The organism is Pseudomonas sp. FW306-02-D09B (genome assembly GCF_058782685.1).
The window spans coordinates 76,953-98,889 of the sequence record NZ_JBYSXY010000010.1 but is presented as its reverse complement, the minus strand read 5'-3'; the positions used below and the strand labels follow the sequence as shown (position 1 = coordinate 98,889).

The window sequence follows — 21,937 nt, the reverse complement described above, 5'->3', positions numbered from 1 at the left end:
AGTCCTAAAACCAGCAATCGCGTTTTCCAGGCAGGACAAGGTGGCCTGCTTTGCGACTGCTGCGCCCGAACGCGGACCGGCCGACGGGAGCAAGCTCCCTCGCCACAGGTCAGTGCAGACCCCGTGGGAGAGGCAAGCCGGCGATATTTTTCAGAGGTTGGCGACTTTCTGCCAGACCTTGGGTTTGAAGAACAGCGTCTCGCCCTTGGCCAGGCCGGTCAGGCTGTCATGATCCTTCACCACTTCAGCTTCGATCAGTTCGCTCTGGCCCTCGACCTTCAAGGTGATGCGGGTGGTCGCACCCAGCGGGCGGATATCACGTACTTGCGCCGCGTGGTGATCCGCAAGCTCGGTGCGCGACAGCGACACTTCATGAGGGCGGAACAGCACGTGATTGTCGTCGCCCAGGTGCAGGCGGTTCGAATCGCCGAGGAAGTGGTAGACGAAATCGCTGGCCGGGTTTTCGTAGACGTCACCCGGTGAACCGATCTGCTCGATCACGCCCTTGTTCATCACCACGATGCGGTCGGCCACTTCCATCGCCTCTTCCTGGTCGTGGGTCACGAACACCGAGGTCAGGTTGATGTCTTCGTGCAGTCGCGCCAACCAGCGCCGCAGCTCTTTACGAACCTTGGCATCCAGCGCGCCGAACGGTTCGTCGAGCAGCAAGACTTTCGGCTCTACCGCCAAGGCCCGGGCCAGGGCGATGCGCTGACGCTGACCACCAGAGAGTTGTTCCGGATAACGATCCGACAGCCAATCCAGTTGCACCATGTTCAGCAGCTCATGAACTTTGACCGCGATCTGGCTTTCGCTCGGACGCTGGTTTTTCGGCTTCATGCGCAGGCCAAACGCGACGTTGTCGAACACGGTCATGTGGCGGAACAAGGCGTAGTGCTGGAACACAAAGCCGACGTTGCGATCACGCACGTCGTGGCCGGAGACGTCTTCACCATGGAACACGATGCTGCCGGCGTCCGGGGTTTCCAGGCCGGCGATGATCCGCAGCAAGGTGGTTTTGCCGCAGCCGGACGGACCGAGCAACGCCACCAGCTCGCCGCTCTGGATGTCCAGGTTGATGCTGTTCAGCGCCTTGAACGCGTTGAAGTTCTTGCTGACATTACGGACTTCGATCGACATGACTTATTCCTCCGCGGCGCTGGCGCGCAGGCGGTTAATACGGTTTTCGCTCCACTGCTTGAGCAGCAGGATGAAGAGCGCCAGGATCAGCAACAGGCTCGCAACGGCAAACGCGGCAACGTGGTTGTATTCGTTGTAGAGGATCTCGACGTGCAGCGGCAGGGTGTTGGTCACCCCGCGAATGTGCCCGGACACCACCGACACCGCACCGAACTCACCCATCGCCCGCGCGGTACACAGCACCACGCCGTAGATCAGGCCCCACTTGATGTTCGGCACCGTCACGTGCCAGAACATCTGCCAGCCGTTGGCACCCAGCAGCCGTGCGGCTTCCTCTTCTTGCGTGCCCTGCTCCTGCATCAGCGGGATCAACTCACGCGCTACAAACGGCACGGTGACGAAAATCGTCGCCAGCACAATGCCCGGCAAGGCGAAGACGATCTGGATGTCGTGATCCTGCAGCCACGGGCCAAAAATCCCCTGGGCACCGAACATCAGCACGTAGACCAGACCGGCGATCACCGGCGACACCGAGAACGGCAAGTCGATCAGGGTCACCAGCATGCTCTTGCCACGGAACGAGTATTTGCTCACGCACCAGGCCGCGCTGACGCCGAACACCAGGTTCAACGGCACCGAAATCAACACCGCTATGACGGTCAGCTTCAGAGCCGACAAGGCGTCGGGCTCAAAGATCGCGGTAAAAAATGCGCCGAGGCCCAGCTTCAAGCCTTGGGACACCACGATGAACAGCGGCAGCAGCAGGAACAGCGCAAAAATCAGCCAGCCAAGGCCGATCAGAATTCGCCGAGAAACAGCGCTGCCACGACGGGCGGCGTTGGCCGAAGACGCGGCGGCAATAGACGATTGGGACATTTTTCGCGCCTCCTTATGGGGTTTCGATGCGCCGCTGCAACAAGTTGATCAGCAGCAACAGGACGAAGGAAACCACCAGCATCAGCACGCCAATGGAGGTAGCGCCGGTGTAGTCGTATTGGTCGAGCTTGACCATGATCAGCAGCGGCAGGATTTCGGTTTTCATCGGCATGTTGCCGGCGATGAAAATCACCGAGCCGTACTCACCGACGCCACGGGCAAACGCCAGGGCAAAACCGGTCAGCCACGCCGGCAGCAACGCCGGCATCAGAATGTAACGGAACACCTGCAATGGCTTGGCACCCAGGCACGCGGCGGCCTCCTCGATTTCTCGCGGGATGTCAGCCAGTACCGGCTGCACCGTACGCACCACGAACGGCAGCGTGACGAAGGTCAGCGCCAGGGTGATGCCGAGCGGCGTGTAGGCGATCTTGAACCCCAGGTCCGCGGCGAACTGCCCGACCAGACCGGTCGGCGTGTACAGCGCCGTCAGCGCAATACCGGCCACGGCCGTCGGTAGCGCAAACGGCAGGTCGATCATCGCGTCGATGATCTTGCGTCCGGGGAAGGTGTAACGCACCAACACCCAGGCCAGCAACGTGCCGATGATGCCGTTGATGATCGCGGCGTACAGCGCGGTGCCGAAACTGAGCTTCAATGCCGCCAGCACCCGTGGCGCCGAGATGATTGCCCAGAACTGATCCCAGGTGAGTTGAGCGGCATGCACGAACATCGCCGCCAGTGGTATGAGCACAATCAGACTGAGGTACACCAAGGTGTAGCCCAGCGTCAGCCCGAAGCCGGGTATGACGGGGGAGATACGACGCGACATAAAAGTCCTTGGTTGAGAATGCATAAAGCCCCGACGGTGAATTCGGGGCTCGTTTGCCGATCTATTTCAGGTTACTGCGCCTGATAGATCTGGTCGAACACGCCACCGTCATTGAAGAATTTCGGCTGGGCGGATTTCCAGCCACCAAAATCCTTGTCGATGGTCACCAGCTCCAGGGTCGGGAACTGTTTGGCGTACTTGGCGGCCACGTCCTTGTCACGCGGGCGGTAGAAGTTTTCCGCAGCAATTTCCTGACCAGCCGGGCTGTACAGGTGCTTGAGGTAGGCTTCGGCGATCTGCTCGTTGCCCTTCTTCTCGGCGTTCTTGTCGACGACCGCTACGGGCGGTTCGGCGAGAATCGACAGCGAAGGCACGACGATGTCGAACTTGTCAGCGCCGCCCTGTTCTTTCAGCGCCAGGAAGGCTTCGTTTTCCCAGGCCAGCAACACGTCACCCTGACCATTGTTGACGAAGGTAATGGTCGAACCGCGAGCGCCGGTGTCGAGTACCGGGACATGCTTGAACAGCGTTTGCACGTACTCTTTGGCCTTGGCTTCGTTACCGCCGTTGGCTTTCAGGCCATAGGCCCAGGCCGCTAGGAAGTTCCAGCGCGCACCGCCAGACGTTTTCGGGTTCGGGGTGATGACTTCAACACCGTTTTTGGTCAGGTCGCCCCAGTCCTTGATGCCTTTGGGGTTGCCCTTGCGCACCAGGAACACGATGGTCGAGGTGTACGGCGTGCTGGCGTCCGGCAGGCGCTTTTGCCAGTCGGCCGGCAGGGTTTTGCCGAGTTTGGCGATTTCGTCGATGTCACCGGCCAGGGCCAGGGTCACCACGTCGGCCCGCAGACCATCGATCACCGCCCGGCCCTGTTTGCCCGAACCACCATGGGATTGCTGGATCTTCACGTTGTCGCCAGCGTGCTCTTTCTTCCAGAAGTTGATGAACTCGGTGTTGTAGTCCTGATACAGCTCGCGGGTCGGGTCGTACGACACGTTGAGCAGTTCATAATCCTTGGCAACCGCGGAACCTGTAAAAATAGCGCTGGCCAGAGCGGCCAAAGCGTAACGGCGAATCGACGACATGGTGCAGCTCCTGAATTCTTTTGTGTTGGCTGTTCTTATGGTTTTCCGGAATCGGGTTGCCCGTTGAGTAGTGCTTCAGCTCGGCTTGTTGCCTGGGTTCTGCAAACGGAATTTCTCTTTACGTTCGATCTGAACTACCTGGGCGTTGTGCACGGTGATTTCTACTGCCCCAAAGCGCAGATCGCGCAGTGCGCTCTGGATCTCGCGCAAAATGGTTGCTTCGTCCTGGCCGTCAACGCTACGTAGAGATGCGCTCATGGTGCTGCTCCTTCAATGAGATGTGCCTGGCAGTGGCGGCACTGCTTACGGCGTGAGGGCAATAGTAGATAGACGCAGATATTCTTAAAAATACTATTTAAGAATGTTTATATAACCGAAAGACATTAACTGGCAGGACAAGGATTTGCAGATTTTGAAAATTTCGCAGCCTCTGTGGCGAGGGGGCTTGCCCCCGTTCGGGTGCGAAGCAGCCGTAAAATCGGAACACGCGATATGTCTGAAAGAACCGGGCTGCTGATATCGGGACTGCTGCGCAGCCCAACGGGGGCAAGCCCCCTCGCCACAAGAGCGCGGTGTTTACCGAATCACTGGGGCGCGCGCCCAGTCCAGCTCATGAGCCGGCATCGGTCGGCCAAACCAGTAACCCTGGCCCAGATCGCACCCCTGCTCGAGCAAAAACGCCGCCTGCTCGACCTGCTCGATGCCTTCGGCGTGCACCTGCATGCCCATGCTTTGCGCCAGGGCGATGATCACTCGAACGATCGCCGCATCGTCCTCATCCAACGGCAGGCCAGCGACAAAGCCCTGATCGATCTTGAGTTTCTGCACTGGCAGACGCTTAAGTCGCAGCAACGATGAATAACCGGTACCAAAGTCATCGATGGCCAGCCGCACGCCCAGTTCGCGTAAGCGGTGCATTTGTTCCAGCGCGACTTCCGGATCGTCCATCACTGCGCTTTCGGTCACTTCCAGCTCCAGGCACGCCGGGTCCAGTCCCGTGTCGTGCAGCACTTGGGCAACCCGCTCAAACAGTTCGCGCCGGGCAAACAGGCGGGTGGAAACGTTCACCGCAACAAATGACAACACCACCCCGGCGTTCTGCCAGGCACACATCTGCTGACAGGCCTGTTGCATCACCCAGGCATCAATCTCGGCGATCAACCCGGTGCGTTCGGCAATCGGAATGAACTCACCCGGCGGCACCAGCCCCCGCTGTGGATGCTGCCAGCGAACCAGCGCTTCAACGCCGATCAAACGGCGGGTCGTGAGGTCGTGCACCGGCTGGTAGTACACCCGCAACTCCTGCTGCTCCAGCGCGCGGCGCAATTCGAAGGCCATCTCGACCCGGTGCTGGGCGTGGGCAGTCAACTCCTCGGTGTACAAGGCATAACCGTCGCGCCCCGAACTCTTGGCCTTGAACAACGCCGAATCAGCATTGCGCAGCAATTGTTCGGCGCTCAGCGCGTCGCTGGGGAACAGGCTGATACCGACACTGGCGTTGATGAACAACGGGTGAGCCACGATGAAAAACGGCTCTTTCAGGCCCTCAATGATCCGCTGCGCCAACGCGGCAGCCTGCACCACTTGCGGACAGTTCTCGGCCAACACGGCAAACTCGTCGCCACCCAACCGCGCCAGCGTAACACCGGGGCCAAACAGGCCTTGCAGACGCACCGCCGTCGCTTTGAGCAGTTGATCGCCAACGTTATGCCCGAGGCTGTCGTTGATCATCTTGAAATGGTCCAGATCGATCATCAGCAGCGCACACCCACGCTTGTGGATCTGCGCCGACGCCAACGCCTGCTCGACGCGATCACTGAACAGCAAGCGATTGGGCAGGTCGGTCAGCGGGTCGTGGTGCGCCAGATGCGCGAGTTCGTGCTCGGAATTCTTGATCGCGCTGATGTCGGAAAACACCGCCACATAGTGGCTGAGCTGGCCGTGGTCATCGTGAATGACCCGGATGGTCTGCCATTGCGGATAAATTTCACCACTTTTGCGCCGGTTCCAGATCTCGCCACTCCATTCGCGGGTGCGTTTCAGGCTCTCGAACATTGCTTGATAGAAATCCGGCGGATGATGGCCGGACTTGAACAGGCTGGGACTCTGGCCCAACACCTCTTCGGCCTGATAACCGGTGATGTCCATAAAGGCCCGATTGACATGGACGATCACCCTCCGGCGATCAGTGACCAACACCCCTTCACGGGTGCAATCGAACACCGCCTGCGCCTGGCGCAATCGAGTGCGATCTTCGTGACGGTGGCGCAATTTGGCGCCGACTCCGAGAAAACACAGCAAACGAGCCCGGGCGGTGAAGATAAACCCAGCGCTAAGCACCACCCAGACATAACCGTTGATCAGTTGCCATTGCTGAAGATCTGCGGATTCATCGAATAAATTGGTTAATAAATAACCAGTGAATTTCAGCCAAACGACAGAAAACACCAGGTAGAGCAGCGCTGCACGCAAGGCATCGCGATAAGAAGCAGACATTCGGTCGTCCATGGCCTTACAAAAAAGGTTGGAATTATAGATTAAAGAAACATCCAGCCACTCTTATCTGAAAGGGCGACTGGTTTTATCTGTGTGCTGAGTGATAATGCGCCAGCTGTTTTTTTCTTTATCGAGGGCCATACAGCCTATGTGGTACGAAGGTTTACTCGGCTTGTCGCCCTGGCAACTGGTGGCAGTCACCCTGTTAATGACCCACATCACCATCGTGGGCGTCACGGTTTATCTGCATCGTTATTCAGCCCATCGCTCCCTTGAGCTCAATGCCGGCCTGAAACACTTTTTCCGCTTCTGGCTGTGGCTGACCACGGCGCAGAACACCCGCGAGTGGACTGCCATCCACCGCAAGCATCACGCCAAATGCGAAACTGTCGATGACCCGCACAGCCCGGTGATCAAAGGCCTGTCCACGGTCTTGCGCAAAGGTGCCGAGCTGTACCGCGCCGAAGCGGAGAACCCCGAAACCCTGCGCATTTACGGCAAGAACTGCCCTGAAGACTGGATCGAACGCAACCTCTACAGCCGTTATCCGCTACTGGGTGTGGCGATCATGGCCGTCATCGACCTGCTGCTGTTCGGCACTATCGGCATCACCATCTGGGCGATCCAGATGATGTGGATCCCGGTCTGGGCCGCTGGCGTGGTCAATGGCCTGGGCCATGCCGTTGGCTACCGCAACTTCGAATGCCGTGATGCGGCGACCAATCTGGTGCCCTGGGGCATTCTGATCGGTGGTGAAGAACTGCATAACAACCATCACACCTACCCTAACTCGGCAAAACTGTCGGTGAAGAAGTGGGAATTCGACCTCGGCTGGGCGTGGATCCAGGTCTTCAGCTTCCTGCGCCTGGCCAAGGTTCAGCGGGTTGCACCGATCGCCCACCGTGTCGAAGGCAAAGGCAGCCTGGACATGGACACCGCCATGGCGATCCTCAACAACCGCTTCCAGATCATGGCCCAGTACCGCAAGCTGGTGATCGGCCCGCTGGTCAAGCAAGAGCTGGAAAAGGTCGACCATTCGGTTCGCCACCAATTCCATCGCGCCAAGCGCCTGCTCTCGCGAGAAACCAGCCTGCTGGATGACAAGCACCATGTGCGCATCCAGACCATGCTCGAGCACAGCCACGCACTGAAGGTAATTTACGAGAAGCGCCTGGCCTTGCAGCAGATCTGGATCAAGACCAGCTCAAATGGCCACGACATGCTGGCGGCCATCAAGGACTGGGTCCACGAAGCCGAAGCCAGCGGTATTCAATCGCTGCGCGACTTCGCCCACCAGTTGAAAACCTACTCTCTGCGCCCCGCCTGACCCTGTGGCGAGCGAGCTTGCTCGCGCTCGAATGCAGAGCATTCGCAATCTTGGCGACACGTTTTAACTGACAAAACGCAGTCGCCAGATTGGGGCGGTATACCGCCCAGCGGGAGCAAGCTCCCTCGCCACAAAAAGCGGGAACTAAGCTTCAAATCCCCTATCTCAAAGAGCACTTCGCCATCCAGGCGGGCTTTGTTGTGGCCGCTATCGAACTTGCGGCACGCCCTTTGAGAGTTGTGCCGATGGTCAATAAGAACCTGGAAGACCTACCCTACCCACAGTGGCCCGAGGCCGCGCAAACCCTGATGGCCTTGATGCATGCCCAGGGCGAAGTCGCGCGCCTGAGCGAGCGTGAACAGTTGTTCAGTTCGTTGCTGGTCAGCGTCAATGCCGTTCTCTGGGCTTTCAACTGGGAAACGCGTCAGGTGCTGTATGTCAGCCCGGCCTATGAACGGATTTTCGGTCGCTCGGCCGGCCTGCTGCTGGCTGACTATCATCAATGGCGCGACAGCGTTTACCCGGACGATCTGGACTATGCCGAACGCAGCCTTGCCCAAGTGCTGGAAAAAGGCGCAGTTGAAGACCGCGAATACCGAATCTTCGCCGCCGACGGCCAAGTGCGCTGGCTCAGCGACAAGTGCTTCATCAATCGTCAGGCCGAACCCGGGCAACCGCTGATCGTAGTCGGCTTCGCCGAGGACATTACCGAAAAGAAGCAGCTGGAAACCGAGCTGCAACGCCTCGCCACCACCGATGTGCTGACCCAAAGCAGCAACCGTCGACACTTCTTCGAATGCGCCAGCCACGAGTTCGAACAGGCTCGCCTGCAAGGTTCACCGCTGGCGTTTCTGTTGCTGGATATCGATGACTTCAAACTCATCAACGACACGTACGGCCATCAGCAAGGCGATCAAGTGCTGCAACAACTCGCCGAATGCGGACGCGCCGCATTGCGCCGTGGTGACCTGTTCGGGCGCATTGGCGGTGAAGAGTTTGCAGCGATATTCCCTGGCTGCGCGCCAGAGATGGCGAGGCAAGTCGCCGAGCGCCTGCAACGGGAAATCCAGCGCTTGAGTTTCAGCCATGACGGACAGACCTTCGGTATCACCGTCAGCCTGGGCCTGACCAGCCTCACGGCAGAAGATGCAGCCATCGACAGCCTGTACACCCGCGCCGACGCCGCGATGTACAGAGCCAAACGCCAGGGCAAGAACCGCATTATCTCCGGCTGACCCCAATGGCTTGAACAACACCGATCCGTAGGAGCAAGGCTTGCCCGCGATTGCATCACCGCGGTGTTTCTGCAAGACCGAGGTGCCCCAATCGCGGGCAAGCCTTGCTCCTACGGGGTTCGGATCGGGATCATTTTTTTCGCAAGCGCATCAGTTCCGGCAGGCCGATTTTGAGCAGGCGCGCCGTTCGGCTTTTGGCCAGTTCTTCAACGCCTTCATGCTCGGTCAGGCGAGCGAGTTGCGCCGCCAGGTTCATCACCAGCGCTTCACGGGAATACACCCCGCCACCGAGCTGATAGACCGCCGCAATCAGCTCTCGCAACTCCAACGGAAGCCGCCAGCGAGTACGCAACGCCGAACCATAGGCCGCGCCAAATTCAGCCAATGCGTCGCCGACCTCTTCCAGCTCGTCCAGTTCGCCCCCCGCCTGTTTCCACTCCTGCAAGCAACGCAACAGCGCCAGATCGCCGAGACGATGGAGCATGCCGGCGCAATAGCAACGCTCCTGATCGAGATCAAGCAAGCGCGCCAGGCTCCGTCCGTATTCTGCGGTGTGCAGTGACAGCTCCCAGTAGCGCTCGGCGTAATCGGCCAGGCACGGATCACTCAGCTTCGCACTGCGCTTGAGGGCCAGGCCAACGATCAGGTTCATGCTTTGTCCGGTGCCCAGGCGATGCAAGGCCTGGGACACGGTCTGCACCGTGTCGCCAAGGTGCTGCGAGGCGCTGTTGGCGGCGGCGATCAGCACCGCAGTGATCTGCGGGTCAGTGCGCACTTCTTCTTCCAGCAGCTTCAGATCGAGGCCATTGGGGTTCAGGCTGCGCTTGACTGCCAGTTGCACGTCGGTGAGCAACGGCGCGCCGTCCGCCAACTCACGCCGACGCTCAAGGAAGGTCGACAAGGTCATGCCGGGCGCCAGCGCCGGAACGTCACAGGAAACCGTCTGGCCGGCGCTCAGGAGCAAATCCTGCAGGCGCTGAGTCAGACCTTCCATGTTCAGGGGCTTGGTCAGATAGGCCGTCGGGGCCAGCGGCAATACCTCGCGCACGCTGGCGCTGTCGTTGCGGCTGCTCATCAGAATGAACGGCAACACCGGGTTACGCCGCCGCTGACGCACGCTACGTAGCAAGCCCAGGCCATCGACACCGGAAAGCTCCCAATCGGCAATCACCAGGTCATAGGGATGTTCACTCAACAACTCCAGCGCCTGCTGGCCATCAGCACACAGATCCAGCCGCGCATCGCAGCGCACGTGCAGCAACACCTGCTTGAGCAGGTCTCGAGACCAAGGGTCAGCCTCGGCGATCAGCACTCGCGGTACAGCCGGTAAATCAACAGCGGTCATCAGTTCACTCCGAGGCAATGCTTGCACCTTAGACAATGCTGGCCATTCGATACAGCGCAAAAGCCGCCGATGTGTTTCAAGTGACAAAAAAAACCCGCCGAAGCGGGTTTTTTGTCGATCAGGTCACACTGCGCAATCAGAGCTCGGAGAAGCACTCTTCCATGATCGCCAGACCTTTATCCAGTTGCTCGTCCGGTGCAGTCAGCGGCACCAGCACACGCAGCACGTTGCCGTAAGTGCCGCACGACAGCAGGATCAGACCCTTGTCGCGCGCCTTGGCCACGACTTTGGCGACAGCAGCGGCGTTAGGCTTGTGGCTGTCGCCGTTTTCGAACAGTTCAACCGCGATCATCGCACCCAGGGCACGCACTTCACCGATCACCGGGTACTTGGCCTGGATGGCCTTGAGGCCAGTAACCAGACGCTCGCCAACCGCCTTGCAGCGATCCAGCAGGTGCTCTTCTTCGAACACTTCCATCACCGCCAGCGCAGCGGCGCAAGCGATCGGGCTACCGGCGTAAGTGCCGCCCAGGCCGCCTGGAGCGATGGCGTCCATGTATTCAGCCTTGCCGCACACACCGGCCAGCGGGAAGCCGCCTGCGATGGATTTGGCGAAAGTGGTCAGGTCGGCCGCAACGCCCATCTGTTCCATGGCGAAGAAGGTACCGGTACGACCAGCGCCGGTTTGTACTTCGTCAGCGATCAACAGGATGCCGTGCTGGTCGCACAGGGCACGCAGACGCTTCATGAATTCTTTCGGCGCAACGTAGAAACCACCTTCGCCCTGAACCGGCTCGATGATGATTGCAGCGATGTCACGCGGCTCGGCGTCGTTCTTGAAGATACGCTCGATGCTGGCGATCGAATCGTCGATGCTCACGCCATGCAGTTCGTTCGGGTACAGCGCGCGGAAGATGCCGCCTGGCATCAGGCCCATGCCGGCCGAGTAAGGCACGACTTTACCGGTCAGGCCCAGGGTCATCATGGTGCGACCGTGGTACGCACCGGTGAAGGCAATCACGCCAGCACGGCCGGTGGCGGCACGGGCGATCTTGATGGAGTTTTCCACAGCTTCGGAGCCAGTGGTCACCAGCAGGGTCTTCTTGGCGAAATCACCTGGAACCTTGGCGTTGATTTTTTCGCACAGTTCTACGTACGGTTCGTAAGCCAGCACCTGGAAGCAAGTGTGAGTCAGCTTGTTCAGCTGCTCGGTCACGGCCGCGATGACTTTCGGGTGCAGGTGACCGGTGTTCAGCACGGCAATACCGCCGGCGAAGTCGATGAACTCGCGACCTTCAACGTCGGTCACGGTGGCGTTCTTCGCATGGTCGGCGAAGATCGGGTGAATCTGGCCAACACCGCGTGGTACGGCGGCTTCGCGGCGTTTCATCAGGGATGCGTTGGTCTTGCTCATAAAGTCCTCATTCACCGCTCATCGGGCGGCGTGGTCCAAGGAATACGTGGCGGGGAGGCAACTACGGCAGCATGCGATGATCGACTGCCACAGCTTTCCCGGCCACCGAGAAATAACGTTTGAAGCCCGCAAAGGGACAGCGCTCTCGTGCCCTTTGCGTTTAATTCCTTACCTGATCAGATGCCCAGGCAGAGGTATTTGATTTCCAGGTAATCTTCGATGCCGTACTTGGAGCCTTCACGGCCCAGGCCCGAGGCCTTGATGCCGCCGAACGGCGCGACTTCGTTGGAGATCAACCCGGTGTTGACGCCGACCATGCCGTATTCCAGGGCTTCAGCCACACGGAACACACGACCCAGGTCACGCGCATAGAAGTACGAGGCCAGGCCGAACTCGGTGTCGTTCGACATCGCGATCACTTCGGCTTCGTCTTTGAAGCGGAACAGTGGCGCCAATGGACCGAAGGTTTCTTCCTTGGCCACAGCAGCGCTTTTCGGAACGTTGGTCAGGATGGTCGGTTCGAAGAAGTTGCCTTCCATCACCTTGCCACCGGCCAGCAGGGTCGCGCCTTTGCTCAGGGCATCAGCAATGTGCTCCTGAACCTTGGCTACCGCTTTGCCGTCGATCAACGGGCCAGTGGTGGTGCCTTCTTCCAGACCGTTGCCGATCTTGAGTTTGGCCACGGCCACTTTGAGTTTTTCAGCGAACGCGTCGTACACCGAATCCTGAATGTACAAACGGTTGGCACAGACGCAGGTCTGGCCGTTGTTGCGGTATTTGGAAATGATCGCGCCTTCGACGGCCTTATCCAGGTCCGCGTCGTCGAACACGATGAACGGTGCGTTGCCGCCCAGTTCCAGGGAAACTTTCTTGATGTCCTTGGCGCATTCAGCCATCAGCTGACGACCGATCTCGGTCGAGCCGGTGAAGGACAGCTTGCGCACGATCGGGTTGCTGGTCAGCTCGCTGCCGATGTCGCCGGCGCTGCCGGTGACAACACTCAGCACGCCTTTCGGGATACCGGCACGCTGGGCCAGCTCAGCCAGGGCGAAGGCCGAGTAAGGCGTTTGCGAAGCAGGCTTGAGCACCATGGTGCAGCCAGCGGCCAGGGCCGGGCCGGCTTTACGGGTGATCATCGCAGCCGGGAAGTTCCACGGAGTGATGGCAGCGGTCACGCCGATTGGCTGCTTGATCACGATCAGGCGCTTGTCTGGCTGGTGGCCCGGAATCACGTCGCCGTAGATGCGCTTGGCTTCTTCGGCGAACCATTCGATGAAGGATGCGGCGTAAACGATTTCGCCCTTGGCTTCGGCCAATGGCTTGCCCTGCTCCAGAGTCATCAGGCGAGCCAGGTCGTCCTGGTTCTCAATAATCAGTTCGAACCAGCGACGCAGCTTGTTCGCGCGCTCTTTGGCGGTCAGTGCACGCCAGGCCGGCAGCGCTTTGTCAGCAGCTTCGATGGCACGGCGGGTTTCGGCAGCGCCCATTTTCGGCACGGTGCCCAGAATTTCGCCCGTTGCCGGGTTGGTGACGTTGATCGTCTGACCATTGTCCGCATCGACCCAGGCGCCATCAATGAAGGCTTGCTGGCGGAACAACAGGGTGTCTTTAAGCTGCATGTCGGCTTTCCTTAACAGCACCGCGCACGCGCGGAGCAAATTATGATTGTAGAAAGGCGCCTTGAAGGCTGCCGTCAGGGAAATCATTCACCGGGCTGAAGCACATAAATAGCGCACTATTGAAGCTCGTGCGGTTCAGCACCCAGACAAGAGCGTTTGAAATCTCAAACGAATCCTAGGATCAAAGGGGGTAAAGGACAATAGGCTGTTCGAAAAAAAGAACGAAAACGCCGCATTTGCCATATTTTTCTGATCAACGTAGTAAACACCCGCTCGGCGGGCGCGAAACATCAGGCTATTCAGCAGCATGGACGCCCGCAGCGCATATGAGTATCATGGCGCCCGCATTGCACCAGTAGCTCAGCTGGATAGAGTACTGCCCTCCGAAGGCAGGGGTCGTGGGTTCGAATCCCGCCTGGTGCACCATCTTCTTTCCCTTGTATGACAAGGGAATAGCGCTCCTGATAAAAACCTGTCCTGGTCCTGATCGTCGTTTTTGCCACAAGCTTGCCGCACTCACGGTGGCGGGAATGGTCGAAAAGGCAACAATCAGGAATCGCGGCCCTGCCGTTAATAAAGGACAGTGGGAAGCGCAAATCCATCACAAGGGCTATCCAGCCCAACGAAAAACCTTCGAAACCAAAGCCTTTGCATCTTGGGCGCTGTTTATAGAGAATCCTCCTCTTGCTCGAAAGGATGCTCGCAATGAAGGCCGAAGGGACTTTCCAATACATGACCCCGCACGGGATCGTCTTCAACGTCTCGCAGATCACCCTCACCGACAGCGAGCGCGGCCGCCTGCGCGAGCTTCATTTTGGCGAAGCGAAAAGCGCCCACTATCAGGTCAACAGCAAGGTCGTAGAGGTGTACGACAAGATGCAGGCCAAGAACCTGCCGTGCGTGATGATGATCGGCATCTCCAAGCCGCTGACCCGGCAACAGGCCGACGCCCTGGATACCCAACGCACCAAACTCGCCAACCTGGCCGCCTCCGCCTTCGGTGGCACTGCCGGTACTGTGGGCGGTTTAGCCGGGCCTGTAGGCAGTTTCGCCGCAGGCACTGTTGTAACGGCGGGTGTGCGCTCGTACGTCAATGACACTCTGCCCACCTACCATGCTGGCGACGTCATCGTCAGCATCCAGGCGCAGGTCAATGGTGGGATTGGCCCACAGCGCTCTTCCGAATCCCTGATCATCAAGACCTGAGTGGGGCTGCACATGTCCGAAATTACCCAGACGGTCATCGTCGTGGCGCTGGCCTTTCTACTTGATCGGTTTCTTAAGCCGTACCCGCTGCGCAAGTGGCTAGGGGTGACGCTGGTGGTGGCTGGCGCAATCGGCTGCGTCGCAGTGAGCCAGGCCCGGTTGCTGGGCTTTGACCTGGGATTGATGTCGGTCCTTGCCGTGCCGATGGGCGCGGGGCTGTTCGTGACCAGGCGGCGGTTTGTGGAGGTTGACTGAAGTGATGTAAAAAGGGGGGCCTGCCTTCGATTGAAGCAGGCTGACTGCCGTAGGCCGATTGCTGCCGTTTTGGTGATGGTCAATGCATTACAGGCGCAAGCCCGCCAAGAGCTAGGCGCTGCTCGCTGTGAACCGAGCTTCCACCCACACCAGTTCACTTCCTCTGCGTTACTTACCCTCCTCGACATCGCGAATGCGATCGTCAAATGGCTCACGCCGCCATCGTTTACGTGCATGCAGATACGCAGCCAGGTCCCCGTAACCCAGTTGACTGGCAATTTGCGCGCGGTTCTCACCCAGAAATTCAAGATGCTGTTCCAGCTCGGCCCTCACCAGATCGAGCAGCAGGCGGAACGTCATGCCTTGCTCTTCCATGCGCCGGCGCAAGGTACGCGGGCTCTGGTGCAAAGCCTCTGCCTGATTTTCCAGGCTGGGTACCACGCCGCGCGCCAGGCTTTGTCGCATGCCGGCCGCGACTTTTCCGGTCCAGCCATTGAGCTGGAGATGCCGGGCGATCCGTCGATCCATCTCACTGCGCAACAACTCTGCCATCCCGTCGTGTCGCGTCAGCAAAGGTAACCGCAAGACGCTCGGGTCGTAATACAGGCAGTTATGCGCGCACTCGAACACGATGTTATCCCCGAACCATCGGGTGTATTCGGCGTGGTAGGTTGGTCGTGGATGGGCGAAGTGAGCCAGCACCGGCCGGACCGGTTCGCCCGTGGCTTTGCGCAGTTGGGTCACGGCCATCACGCAGTAATGTTCCACCACGTAGCGGGCCAGTTTGGCGGGGGCGTCGATACGCAGCTCTACGCCCAGGCCATGGGCATCGTTGATCAGCTTGACGCTGTCCATGTCCGACGCCAGCCCCGCATAGTCACACCAGCACTGGATAGCTGCGCTGACGTCCGGGCAATACATGCAGATGTACGTCAGCTCGTGGCAGTCCTGCGGGGTGAACCCGGCGAACAGGTGCAGGCCAATGGCAGGATCTTGTTGGGCCGCCGCCGTCCACAATTGCTCAAGCTCAAGCAGGCTGTAATCGCGTCGGTTACTGCGTGTCTGCTTATGCAGTACACGTTCCAGAACCTGTCCGAGCTGCCCTCGATGAAAGCGGCGGGCTGGCTGATTGGCCTCTTCTCGAGTGATTTTGTCCATTTCGCACATGTTGTCTGGAAGGCTCATGGTTTCTTATTGCTCAGGCAATGCCCAGGTCGGGCCTGACTCGAGATTGCCATGAATACAATAATGCTCGCCAACAATCCAATTCTGGTCGTCGCCGGGATTTTTCTGGGTTTCATCCTGCTGGAAATCGCGTGCACCTGTTTCCGCCAACCCAAAGGCCAGCGCCGCGATACGCTGATCGAGATCATCGGTTCGTCGCTCCTGCTGGGTCTCACCTTTCCATTGGTGATGTTCCTCAGCAACCTGCTGCTCGGCGGTTTGGCCCCTCAACTCAAGAACAGCCTGGCCAACATTCACTGGGTGGCAGGCCTCGGGCTGTTTCTACTGTTCGATGACTTGACCCAGTACTGGTGGCATCGCCTGACCCATCGGCTGCCGTTTCTCTATGCCCTGCATCGCGCTCACCATTCGGCGCCCTACATGAGCATTCGCATCGTTTATCGAAACAACAGCTTTTACTACCTGCTGATGCCAGGTATCTGGCTGTCCGGAGCCCTCATCTACCTGGGCCTGGCACCGGTTTACTACGGTTACTTGATCGTCAAGATGACGGTCATCTTCGCCGCGCACAGCAGCGTCGCCTGGGATGAAAAACTCTACCGCATTCCGGCCTTGCGTCCGCTGATGTGGGTCCTCGAACGAACCATTTCGACCCCCGCCACCCATGCGGCCCATCATGGTTTGAACGCCAATGACGGCGTAACCCACTACAAGGGAAACTTCGGCAATCTCCTGTTCTTCTGGGACGTGCTATTCGGTACGGCCAAGATCACCCGGCGTCGCCCCTCAACCTATGGCATTGAGGATTTGCATCCGGTGACGTGGCAGCAGGAGCTGTTCTGGCCGCTGGTTCGTTCGCCAAAGCGTGTGCGGCAACACGATCTTTGAGTACTTCCCAGTGCCCACTTTTCATTTGGCCCACATGCCGGATCACACCGGGTGGTCGCTGGCTGATGACACAATACAGCCACGATCTGCCCTCGTGCCGTTTCCAGGCTGGTTTCCTGGGTAGTTTCTTGGGTGGTTTCTTGGGTAGTCTGTGGTTTGGCGGCTGGCTTGTTAGCAAACAACGATCACGCTGTATCCCCCACCCTGTTTTGAACCGATAAGGATTGGCCAATCGCCAAGTGAGTGATTTTTGCACGGACGTTTTTTAGTCGTACTCATCGCCTTGGGCTTGTTGGCGGGTTGCTCGACGACACCGCCAAGAGAGCAAAGCAACCTTTGCAGCATCTACCGCCAATACCCGGCCTGGTACGAAGATTCGCTGAAGATGGAGAAGGCCTGGGGCCTGCCGCCGCATGTGGCGATGGCGATCATCAAGCAGGAAAGCAGCTTTGTGCACGATGCCCTGCCCCCTCGCTACTACTTTTTGTGGGTTATTCCCTGGGGACGGGTCAGCTCGGCATACGGCTATGCCCAGGCGCAGGATCCGGTGTGGAGCGAGTACAAGAGCGCGACCGGCAACGGCGGTTCGCGTGACAACTTTGACGACGCGATCATGTTCGTCGGCTGGTACGTCGCCGGCACTCAGCGTCAGTTGGGGGTTTCCAAATGGGATGCCTACAGCCAGTACCTTGCCTACCACGAAGGACGTGGCGGGTTCAGTCGCCAGACCTATCTACAGAAACCCTGGCTGATGCAGGTCGCGCGCAAGGTTGAGCAACAGGCGAAAGATTATGGCTGGCAACTCCGGCAATGCAGGGGCGAACTGGAGAGCAACCGCAGCTGGTGGTAGTCATGCCCTGGATGACTGCTCATCCACGACGTCCACCTCGGCAGGCTCCTCCTCGTCGTCATCCTCTTCATCGTCGTCGAGAAGAAAGTCCTTGCGCGCTTCAGTGATCGCCCGGCGCATTTCTTCGCCCTTGATCGGGCAGTTGAGCAATTGGGCAATGCGGTCTATTCGTTGTGTCACAGCTGGCCTCCAACGCACCAGTAATTGGCTCGATAGTGCTCGCTTTCGACGAACGACGCCAATGCCCTGAACGCTCAGACCGCAATAGCCCTGTAAAACTTTCAGTCAAACCTTACCGCAGCTCACGTCACAGGCATCTGATCGTCATTTGCCGCCAACACCAACGCCTTCTGATGCACCAGTGAGGCCGGCGGGTGCAACTGCTTCTGGAGCTCGGGATCGATGCGCAAGAAGCGTGGGACAACGTGGCTGACGTCGCCGTCTTCGTTGTTGTGGATCACCATGGTTCCCAGATCGCGCAGTTGAGCCAGATGCTCTTCGGTCAGGTTGAAGCTTATGCTCAAGCCTTTGTCATCGATCACCGGTGCCGGTAGACGACGCTGGGCGAAGCTTTTGCTCTTGCGGTGCTGGTAACGCGCCCAGGAGATCAGGACCACCGCGTTGAACAACGCCACCCACAAGTAGATTTGCAGCGTGCCAAGGGCGTCGAGCATCGTCGATTCGATACGCAACCCTTCGTGGGTATCAAACAATGGCCAGAGGCCGCTTACCAGCAGGTACAGCAAGCCGAACCAGGCCAATACCGTGAAAAAGGCATCAATGACGACCAGAAATGGTCGTTGACGGGTTCTGATGATTTTCATTTGCTGAACTCCTCGTCATCGTCATCGTCATTCAGCGGCTTGATGCCACGGTCGGGACTGACCCAGCGCGCACGCTTCTGATGTTGGCCAAACAGGACTTTGGGGAAGCTGACCAGGGTGGTGAGCAGGCTGATGAACCAGAACACCAACGGATACCAGACCACCCAGAACATGGTTTTCCATAGCCCGCGCTCGTAGCGACGGTCGATCAGGATGCTGACCGCGAACTGCAGCAAGCAGACCATCGCCAGCAACAGCCCGGTGAAGGCCGGCGGCAGCAAGTGGTGCACGGCAATGGCGGCCGGCATGTCGACGAACTTGCCCACGCCCCAGAAAATCACCGACAGAAAAAAGGTGAAGGCCCAGCCGGTGGACAGGCAGTACTCGAACAGCAGCGGCCAGAGGTAGCGATGGCGGTACTGCCAGATGCCGCGGATGTTTTTGAACAGCACCTCGGCGCCGCCCTGGGCCCAGCGCAAACGCTGCTTCCACAACCCGGACAGGGTTTCCGGCATCAGAATCCAGCACAGCGCGCGCGGCTCGTAGAAGATGCTCCAGTGATCCAGTTGCAGCTTCCAGCTGATGTCGATGTCTTCGGTGATCATGTCCGGGCTCCAATAGCCGACCCGATGCAACGCCGAACGACGGAACGCCACAATCACCCCGGACACTGTAAAAATCCGCCCGAAGACCCGTTGGGTGCGCTTGATCAAACCGATGATCGAAGAGAACTCACCGACCTGAACACGCCCGACCAGCGTCGAACGGGTTCGAATCCGTGGGTTGCCGGTCACCGCACCAAGTCGGGCGTTGTCCAGCATGGGAGCCACCAGATAGGCCGCCGTGTTCGGCGCGAGCAAGGCATCGCCGTCAATACACACCAGGTACTCACTGCGTGCGGCAATGGCGCCCATGCGCAAGGCCACCGCTTTACCCTGGTTTTCCGCCAGGTGCAGCACCCGCAGGCGCGGGTCTTCAGCAGCGAGGGCATCGAGGACGGCGGCGGTGTTGTCCTTGGAGCCGTCGTTGATCGCGATCACTTCGATGTTCGGGTAATGCTGACCCAGCGCGGCGTGAATCGTATCGGCCGCGTTATCACCCTCGTTGTAGCAAGGGATGAGGATCGAAATCAGCGGTTCACCCGCCAGCGGCGGCGGCAGCGTATCGTCCTTCCACGGCCAGTGGCGCTCCCAGTGCAGCCAGAAATACAGGCCACCGGCGATCCACAGTCCGGACATGAACAGCGGATAGAAAAACACGAAGTCCATCAAGAATTGCCCGGTGACCAGAAAGATCAGCCCCAGGGGAATCCCCAGGACGATCGCCAGGACCAGCAGAGCTAGAAGTCTATCCAGCATGTTATGGATTCCACTTGTCGGAGAGCGCGGGACGCACGGTTTTCAGGTCCGGCTGGTTCTCAAGGAAGTTGTCCGGGTAGTAACCGAAACTGGTCGCTCCCTGGCGTTTGAGGCGACCCATCCAGTCGGTCAGTTGCCCGCCATCGATGTCGGCGCCGCTTTTCTTCGTCCAGTCCCGGGCCTGCAATTCGAACACCGTGCGCTCCAGTGCTCCCGGCCGGACCTTGACCGTGGCCACCAACTCTTCGAGCCATTCACCCGATTGCTTGAGGGGTTTACCTTCCATCAACGGCATTGCCATCGGTGCGGTCCAGTCGTAGGTGCCGAGGAAGTCGTCGAGATTCTGCGCGAACCAAGCCTCACTGGGCGGGTTGAGCATCGGTTCGGCGAAGATGTTGCGCGCCGTCAGCACCTGTGGCCCACGAATGGCGCGAACCTTGGCGGTGAGCTCTTTGGTGAAGTCGATCAGGTAGCGACTCTTGAACCGAGTCCAGCGCTGCATCATCGCCGGATCATCGCGCAGGGCCGCCATCGACCCCGGCAAGCCGTTGGCCGCATAGGTGCGCAAGGCCTCGGGACTGGCGTCCTCGAAGTCCGACAGCACTGCATCGTCGTGGTAGAGGATGCCGTCGACCGAGGTCAGACGCGCCACGTCCTCGTAGATTTCACCGATGATGCGCCGCACGGTCGGGTCGAACGGCGACAGCCGTCGATACTGTCCCGGGTCAACCGAGGTCTGGCCTGTGGCCGGGTCCCAACGGGTGACCCGGGGCAGTTTTGGATCGAGGGCAAAGCTGAGCACCGGCATCCAGGCAAAAACCTTGACGTGAGCGCGAGTACGCAACTGCCAGGCCACCCGGTCGAAGATGTCGGCGCGAACCGGAAGGTGGCGGTTCGGGAAGTACAACGAGTGCACCAGACCGTCGCCCTGTGGATCGGCGAAGGCTTGCAGGAACACGGTGTTGGCGCCCATGTCGGCCATGCGCTGGATCAGCTTGCCCAGATTGACTTCCTGCTGGGCCGGGTCCGGGTCATAAACGTTGTCCAGGTCGACATGCACCACGCGCATCGGTGAGCTGGACTGCACCGCGACGATGCTGTTGGCAAAGTGTTCGCCATCCGGGTCCGAGGCCACCAGGAAACGCGGACTGCTCATCAGGTTGTCGAGTGCATCGAGCCCGTCATCCAGGGTCAGGGCCATCTGGTAACCCTGGGAATCGACCACCTGCAATGTGGTGCCATCGGCCGTGCCGTACGGCCAAACCCATACACGCGGGTTATAACCGGTAGCCTTGCGGATTTTTTCGGTAATGGTGACCACGTCCTTGCGCAGACGAGCCTGGAAATCCGCTTCCGACTCATAGCGACCGGTCGCAGCGTCATAACGACGAGTCGCCGCCGCCGGCTGCAGGTTGCCTTGCGGATTGGCCAGGATGCCTTTGTGGCTGGCGTCGGTGTGAGCGGCGATTTCCACCAGCCCGGACCTGGAAATTTCAGAGATCTGCGTCCAGGTCAAAAACTCCGAACGCGGTCGCATATCACCTGCGAAGTCCACGAGCTTATCCGGTGGTGTATCGATCCAGGTACCGACGGGCGCCAGTAAGGCATGCCAGTTATAGGCCCGCAGCACCGGTAGCACACGGGTGTAGAAGCTCGAATAACCATCGTCGAAACTCAACAGAATGGCTTTGGTTGGCAGTTCGCCCCCCCCCTTGCGCGCGGCGATGATCTGATCGACGGTGACAGGTTTGTAGCCGTTCTCACGCAGCCACGCGAGCTGCTCGATCATCCGCTCGGTGCGCACCGCAACGAGCGCCTGATCAGGGTCGCGGTCTTCGACATCGTGATAGGCAATTCCCAACACATGGTTTTTCGGCCATGGCGCTTCATTGGCCGGCAGCGGTCGCTGTGCCGGTGGCGCAAAGGTCGGGGCTTGCCGGGCGCAGGCGCTGATCAGCAAAACGCCCAACAGAAGGATGCAACGGGTCATCAGAGGCATCTT

20 protein-coding genes and 1 tRNA gene are annotated in these 21,937 nt (G+C 59.3%); 7 read left to right on the top strand and 14 right to left on the bottom strand.

The window, feature by feature from the left end; all coding sequences use genetic code 11:
• Positions 1–150: 150 nt before the first annotated feature.
• The 6 genes from AC3WK5_RS17715 to dibA all read right to left on the bottom strand — a co-directional run bounded on the left by AC3WK5_RS17715 (position 151) and on the right by dibA (position 6,429).
• Positions 151–1,140 carry a sulfate/molybdate ABC transporter ATP-binding protein gene (locus AC3WK5_RS17715; protein ID WP_054595059.1) on the bottom strand — a complete coding sequence of 330 codons (990 nt, stop codon included), beginning with the start codon at positions 1,138–1,140 and terminating at the stop codon, positions 151–153.
• Positions 1,141–1,143: 3 nt separating this feature from the next.
• Positions 1,144–2,016, bottom strand: coding sequence for a sulfate ABC transporter permease subunit CysW (gene cysW / locus AC3WK5_RS17710; protein ID WP_054595058.1), 873 nt, complete (start codon positions 2,014–2,016; stop codon positions 1,144–1,146).
• A 13-nt stretch (positions 2,017–2,029) separates the two neighbouring features.
• Positions 2,030–2,848, bottom strand: coding sequence for a sulfate ABC transporter permease subunit CysT (cysT, locus tag AC3WK5_RS17705; protein ID WP_054595057.1), 819 nt, complete (start codon positions 2,846–2,848; stop codon positions 2,030–2,032).
• A 71-nt stretch (positions 2,849–2,919) separates the two neighbouring features.
• Positions 2,920–3,933: a sulfate ABC transporter substrate-binding protein gene (locus AC3WK5_RS17700; protein ID WP_103319445.1), complete on the bottom strand. Its 1,014-nt coding sequence runs from the start codon at positions 3,931–3,933 to the stop codon at positions 2,920–2,922.
• A gap of 75 nt (positions 3,934–4,008) precedes the next feature.
• Positions 4,009–4,191 carry a sulfur starvation response protein OscA gene (oscA, locus tag AC3WK5_RS17695; protein ID WP_007941032.1) on the bottom strand — a complete coding sequence of 61 codons (183 nt, stop codon included), beginning with the start codon at positions 4,189–4,191 and terminating at the stop codon, positions 4,009–4,011.
• Between the two features lie 318 nt (positions 4,192–4,509).
• Positions 4,510–6,429, bottom strand: a complete 1,920-nt coding sequence (dibA, locus tag AC3WK5_RS17690) for a phosphodiesterase DibA (protein ID WP_103319449.1) — start codon at positions 6,427–6,429, stop codon at positions 4,510–4,512.
• A 148-nt stretch (positions 6,430–6,577) separates the two neighbouring features.
• Between dibA and desA the strand changes: the two genes are divergently transcribed.
• On the top strand, positions 6,578–7,756 hold the full coding sequence (gene desA / locus AC3WK5_RS17685; protein ID WP_103319451.1) for a delta-9 fatty acid desaturase DesA: 1,179 nt from the start codon (positions 6,578–6,580) through the stop codon (positions 7,754–7,756).
• 245 nt (positions 7,757–8,001) lie between these two features.
• Positions 8,002–8,991 (top strand): GGDEF domain-containing protein, encoded by a 990-nt coding sequence (locus AC3WK5_RS17680; RefSeq protein WP_103319454.1) that lies wholly within the window; start codon positions 8,002–8,004, stop codon positions 8,989–8,991.
• A gap of 130 nt (positions 8,992–9,121) precedes the next feature.
• On the opposite strand, the gene AC3WK5_RS17675 is transcribed toward AC3WK5_RS17680, so the two are convergent.
• The 3 genes from AC3WK5_RS17675 to gabD all read right to left on the bottom strand — a co-directional run bounded on the left by AC3WK5_RS17675 (position 9,122) and on the right by gabD (position 13,369).
• Positions 9,122–10,336, bottom strand: a complete 1,215-nt coding sequence (locus AC3WK5_RS17675; RefSeq protein ID WP_103319456.1) for a response regulator — start codon at positions 10,334–10,336, stop codon at positions 9,122–9,124.
• Between the two features lie 136 nt (positions 10,337–10,472).
• The gene (gabT, locus tag AC3WK5_RS17670; RefSeq protein ID WP_103319459.1) at positions 10,473–11,750 is read right to left on the bottom strand and encodes a 4-aminobutyrate--2-oxoglutarate transaminase; all 1,278 of its coding nucleotides are present in this window, start codon (positions 11,748–11,750) and stop codon (positions 10,473–10,475) included.
• Between the two features lie 176 nt (positions 11,751–11,926).
• Positions 11,927–13,369 (bottom strand): NADP-dependent succinate-semialdehyde dehydrogenase, encoded by a 1,443-nt coding sequence (gene gabD, locus AC3WK5_RS17665; RefSeq protein ID WP_054595050.1) that lies wholly within the window; start codon positions 13,367–13,369, stop codon positions 11,927–11,929.
• Between the two features lie 349 nt (positions 13,370–13,718).
• Between gabD and AC3WK5_RS17660 the strand changes: the two genes are divergently transcribed.
• From AC3WK5_RS17660 to AC3WK5_RS17650, 3 genes are all read left to right on the top strand, one after another.
• Positions 13,719–13,795 (top strand) — tRNA-Arg (locus AC3WK5_RS17660).
• A 279-nt stretch (positions 13,796–14,074) separates the two neighbouring features.
• On the top strand, positions 14,075–14,575 hold the full coding sequence (locus AC3WK5_RS17655) for a hypothetical protein (protein WP_103319461.1): 501 nt from the start codon (positions 14,075–14,077) through the stop codon (positions 14,573–14,575).
• A gap of 12 nt (positions 14,576–14,587) precedes the next feature.
• Positions 14,588–14,830 (top strand): hypothetical protein, encoded by a 243-nt coding sequence (locus AC3WK5_RS17650; RefSeq protein ID WP_103319463.1) that lies wholly within the window; start codon positions 14,588–14,590, stop codon positions 14,828–14,830.
• Positions 14,831–14,998: 168 nt separating this feature from the next.
• Here AC3WK5_RS17650 and AC3WK5_RS17645 read toward each other — a convergent pair whose 3' ends face one another.
• Positions 14,999–15,997, bottom strand: a complete 999-nt coding sequence (locus tag AC3WK5_RS17645) for an AraC family transcriptional regulator ligand-binding domain-containing protein (RefSeq protein WP_103319465.1) — start codon at positions 15,995–15,997, stop codon at positions 14,999–15,001.
• 69 nt (positions 15,998–16,066) lie between these two features.
• Here AC3WK5_RS17645 and AC3WK5_RS17640 point away from each other — a divergent pair, with 69 nt between their 5' ends.
• Positions 16,067–16,903 (top strand): sterol desaturase family protein, encoded by an 837-nt coding sequence (locus AC3WK5_RS17640; RefSeq protein WP_103319467.1) that lies wholly within the window; start codon positions 16,067–16,069, stop codon positions 16,901–16,903.
• Positions 16,904–17,153: 250 nt separating this feature from the next.
• Positions 17,154–17,753 (top strand): transglycosylase SLT domain-containing protein, encoded by a 600-nt coding sequence (locus AC3WK5_RS17635; protein ID WP_256585307.1) that lies wholly within the window; start codon positions 17,154–17,156, stop codon positions 17,751–17,753.
• Here the strand turns inward: AC3WK5_RS17635 and AC3WK5_RS17630 are convergent, their stop codons facing one another.
• The 4 genes from AC3WK5_RS17630 to pgaB form a co-directional block, all read right to left on the bottom strand.
• Positions 17,754–17,933 carry a hypothetical protein gene (locus AC3WK5_RS17630; RefSeq protein WP_103319469.1) on the bottom strand — a complete coding sequence of 60 codons (180 nt, stop codon included), beginning with the start codon at positions 17,931–17,933 and terminating at the stop codon, positions 17,754–17,756.
• A gap of 122 nt (positions 17,934–18,055) precedes the next feature.
• Positions 18,056–18,577 (bottom strand): poly-beta-1,6-N-acetyl-D-glucosamine biosynthesis protein PgaD, encoded by a 522-nt coding sequence (gene pgaD / locus AC3WK5_RS17625; protein ID WP_054595028.1) that lies wholly within the window; start codon positions 18,575–18,577, stop codon positions 18,056–18,058.
• A complete protein-coding gene (pgaC, locus tag AC3WK5_RS17620; RefSeq protein ID WP_054595027.1) occupies positions 18,574–19,935 on the bottom strand; it encodes a poly-beta-1,6-N-acetyl-D-glucosamine synthase in 1,362 nt (453 codons plus the stop codon). The genes pgaD and pgaC overlap by 4 nt, the downstream gene beginning before the upstream one ends.
• Position 19,936: 1 nt before the next feature.
• On the bottom strand, positions 19,937–21,934 hold the full coding sequence (gene pgaB / locus AC3WK5_RS17615; RefSeq protein ID WP_103319470.1) for a poly-beta-1,6-N-acetyl-D-glucosamine N-deacetylase PgaB: 1,998 nt from the start codon (positions 21,932–21,934) through the stop codon (positions 19,937–19,939).
• Positions 21,935–21,937 lie beyond the last annotated feature (3 nt).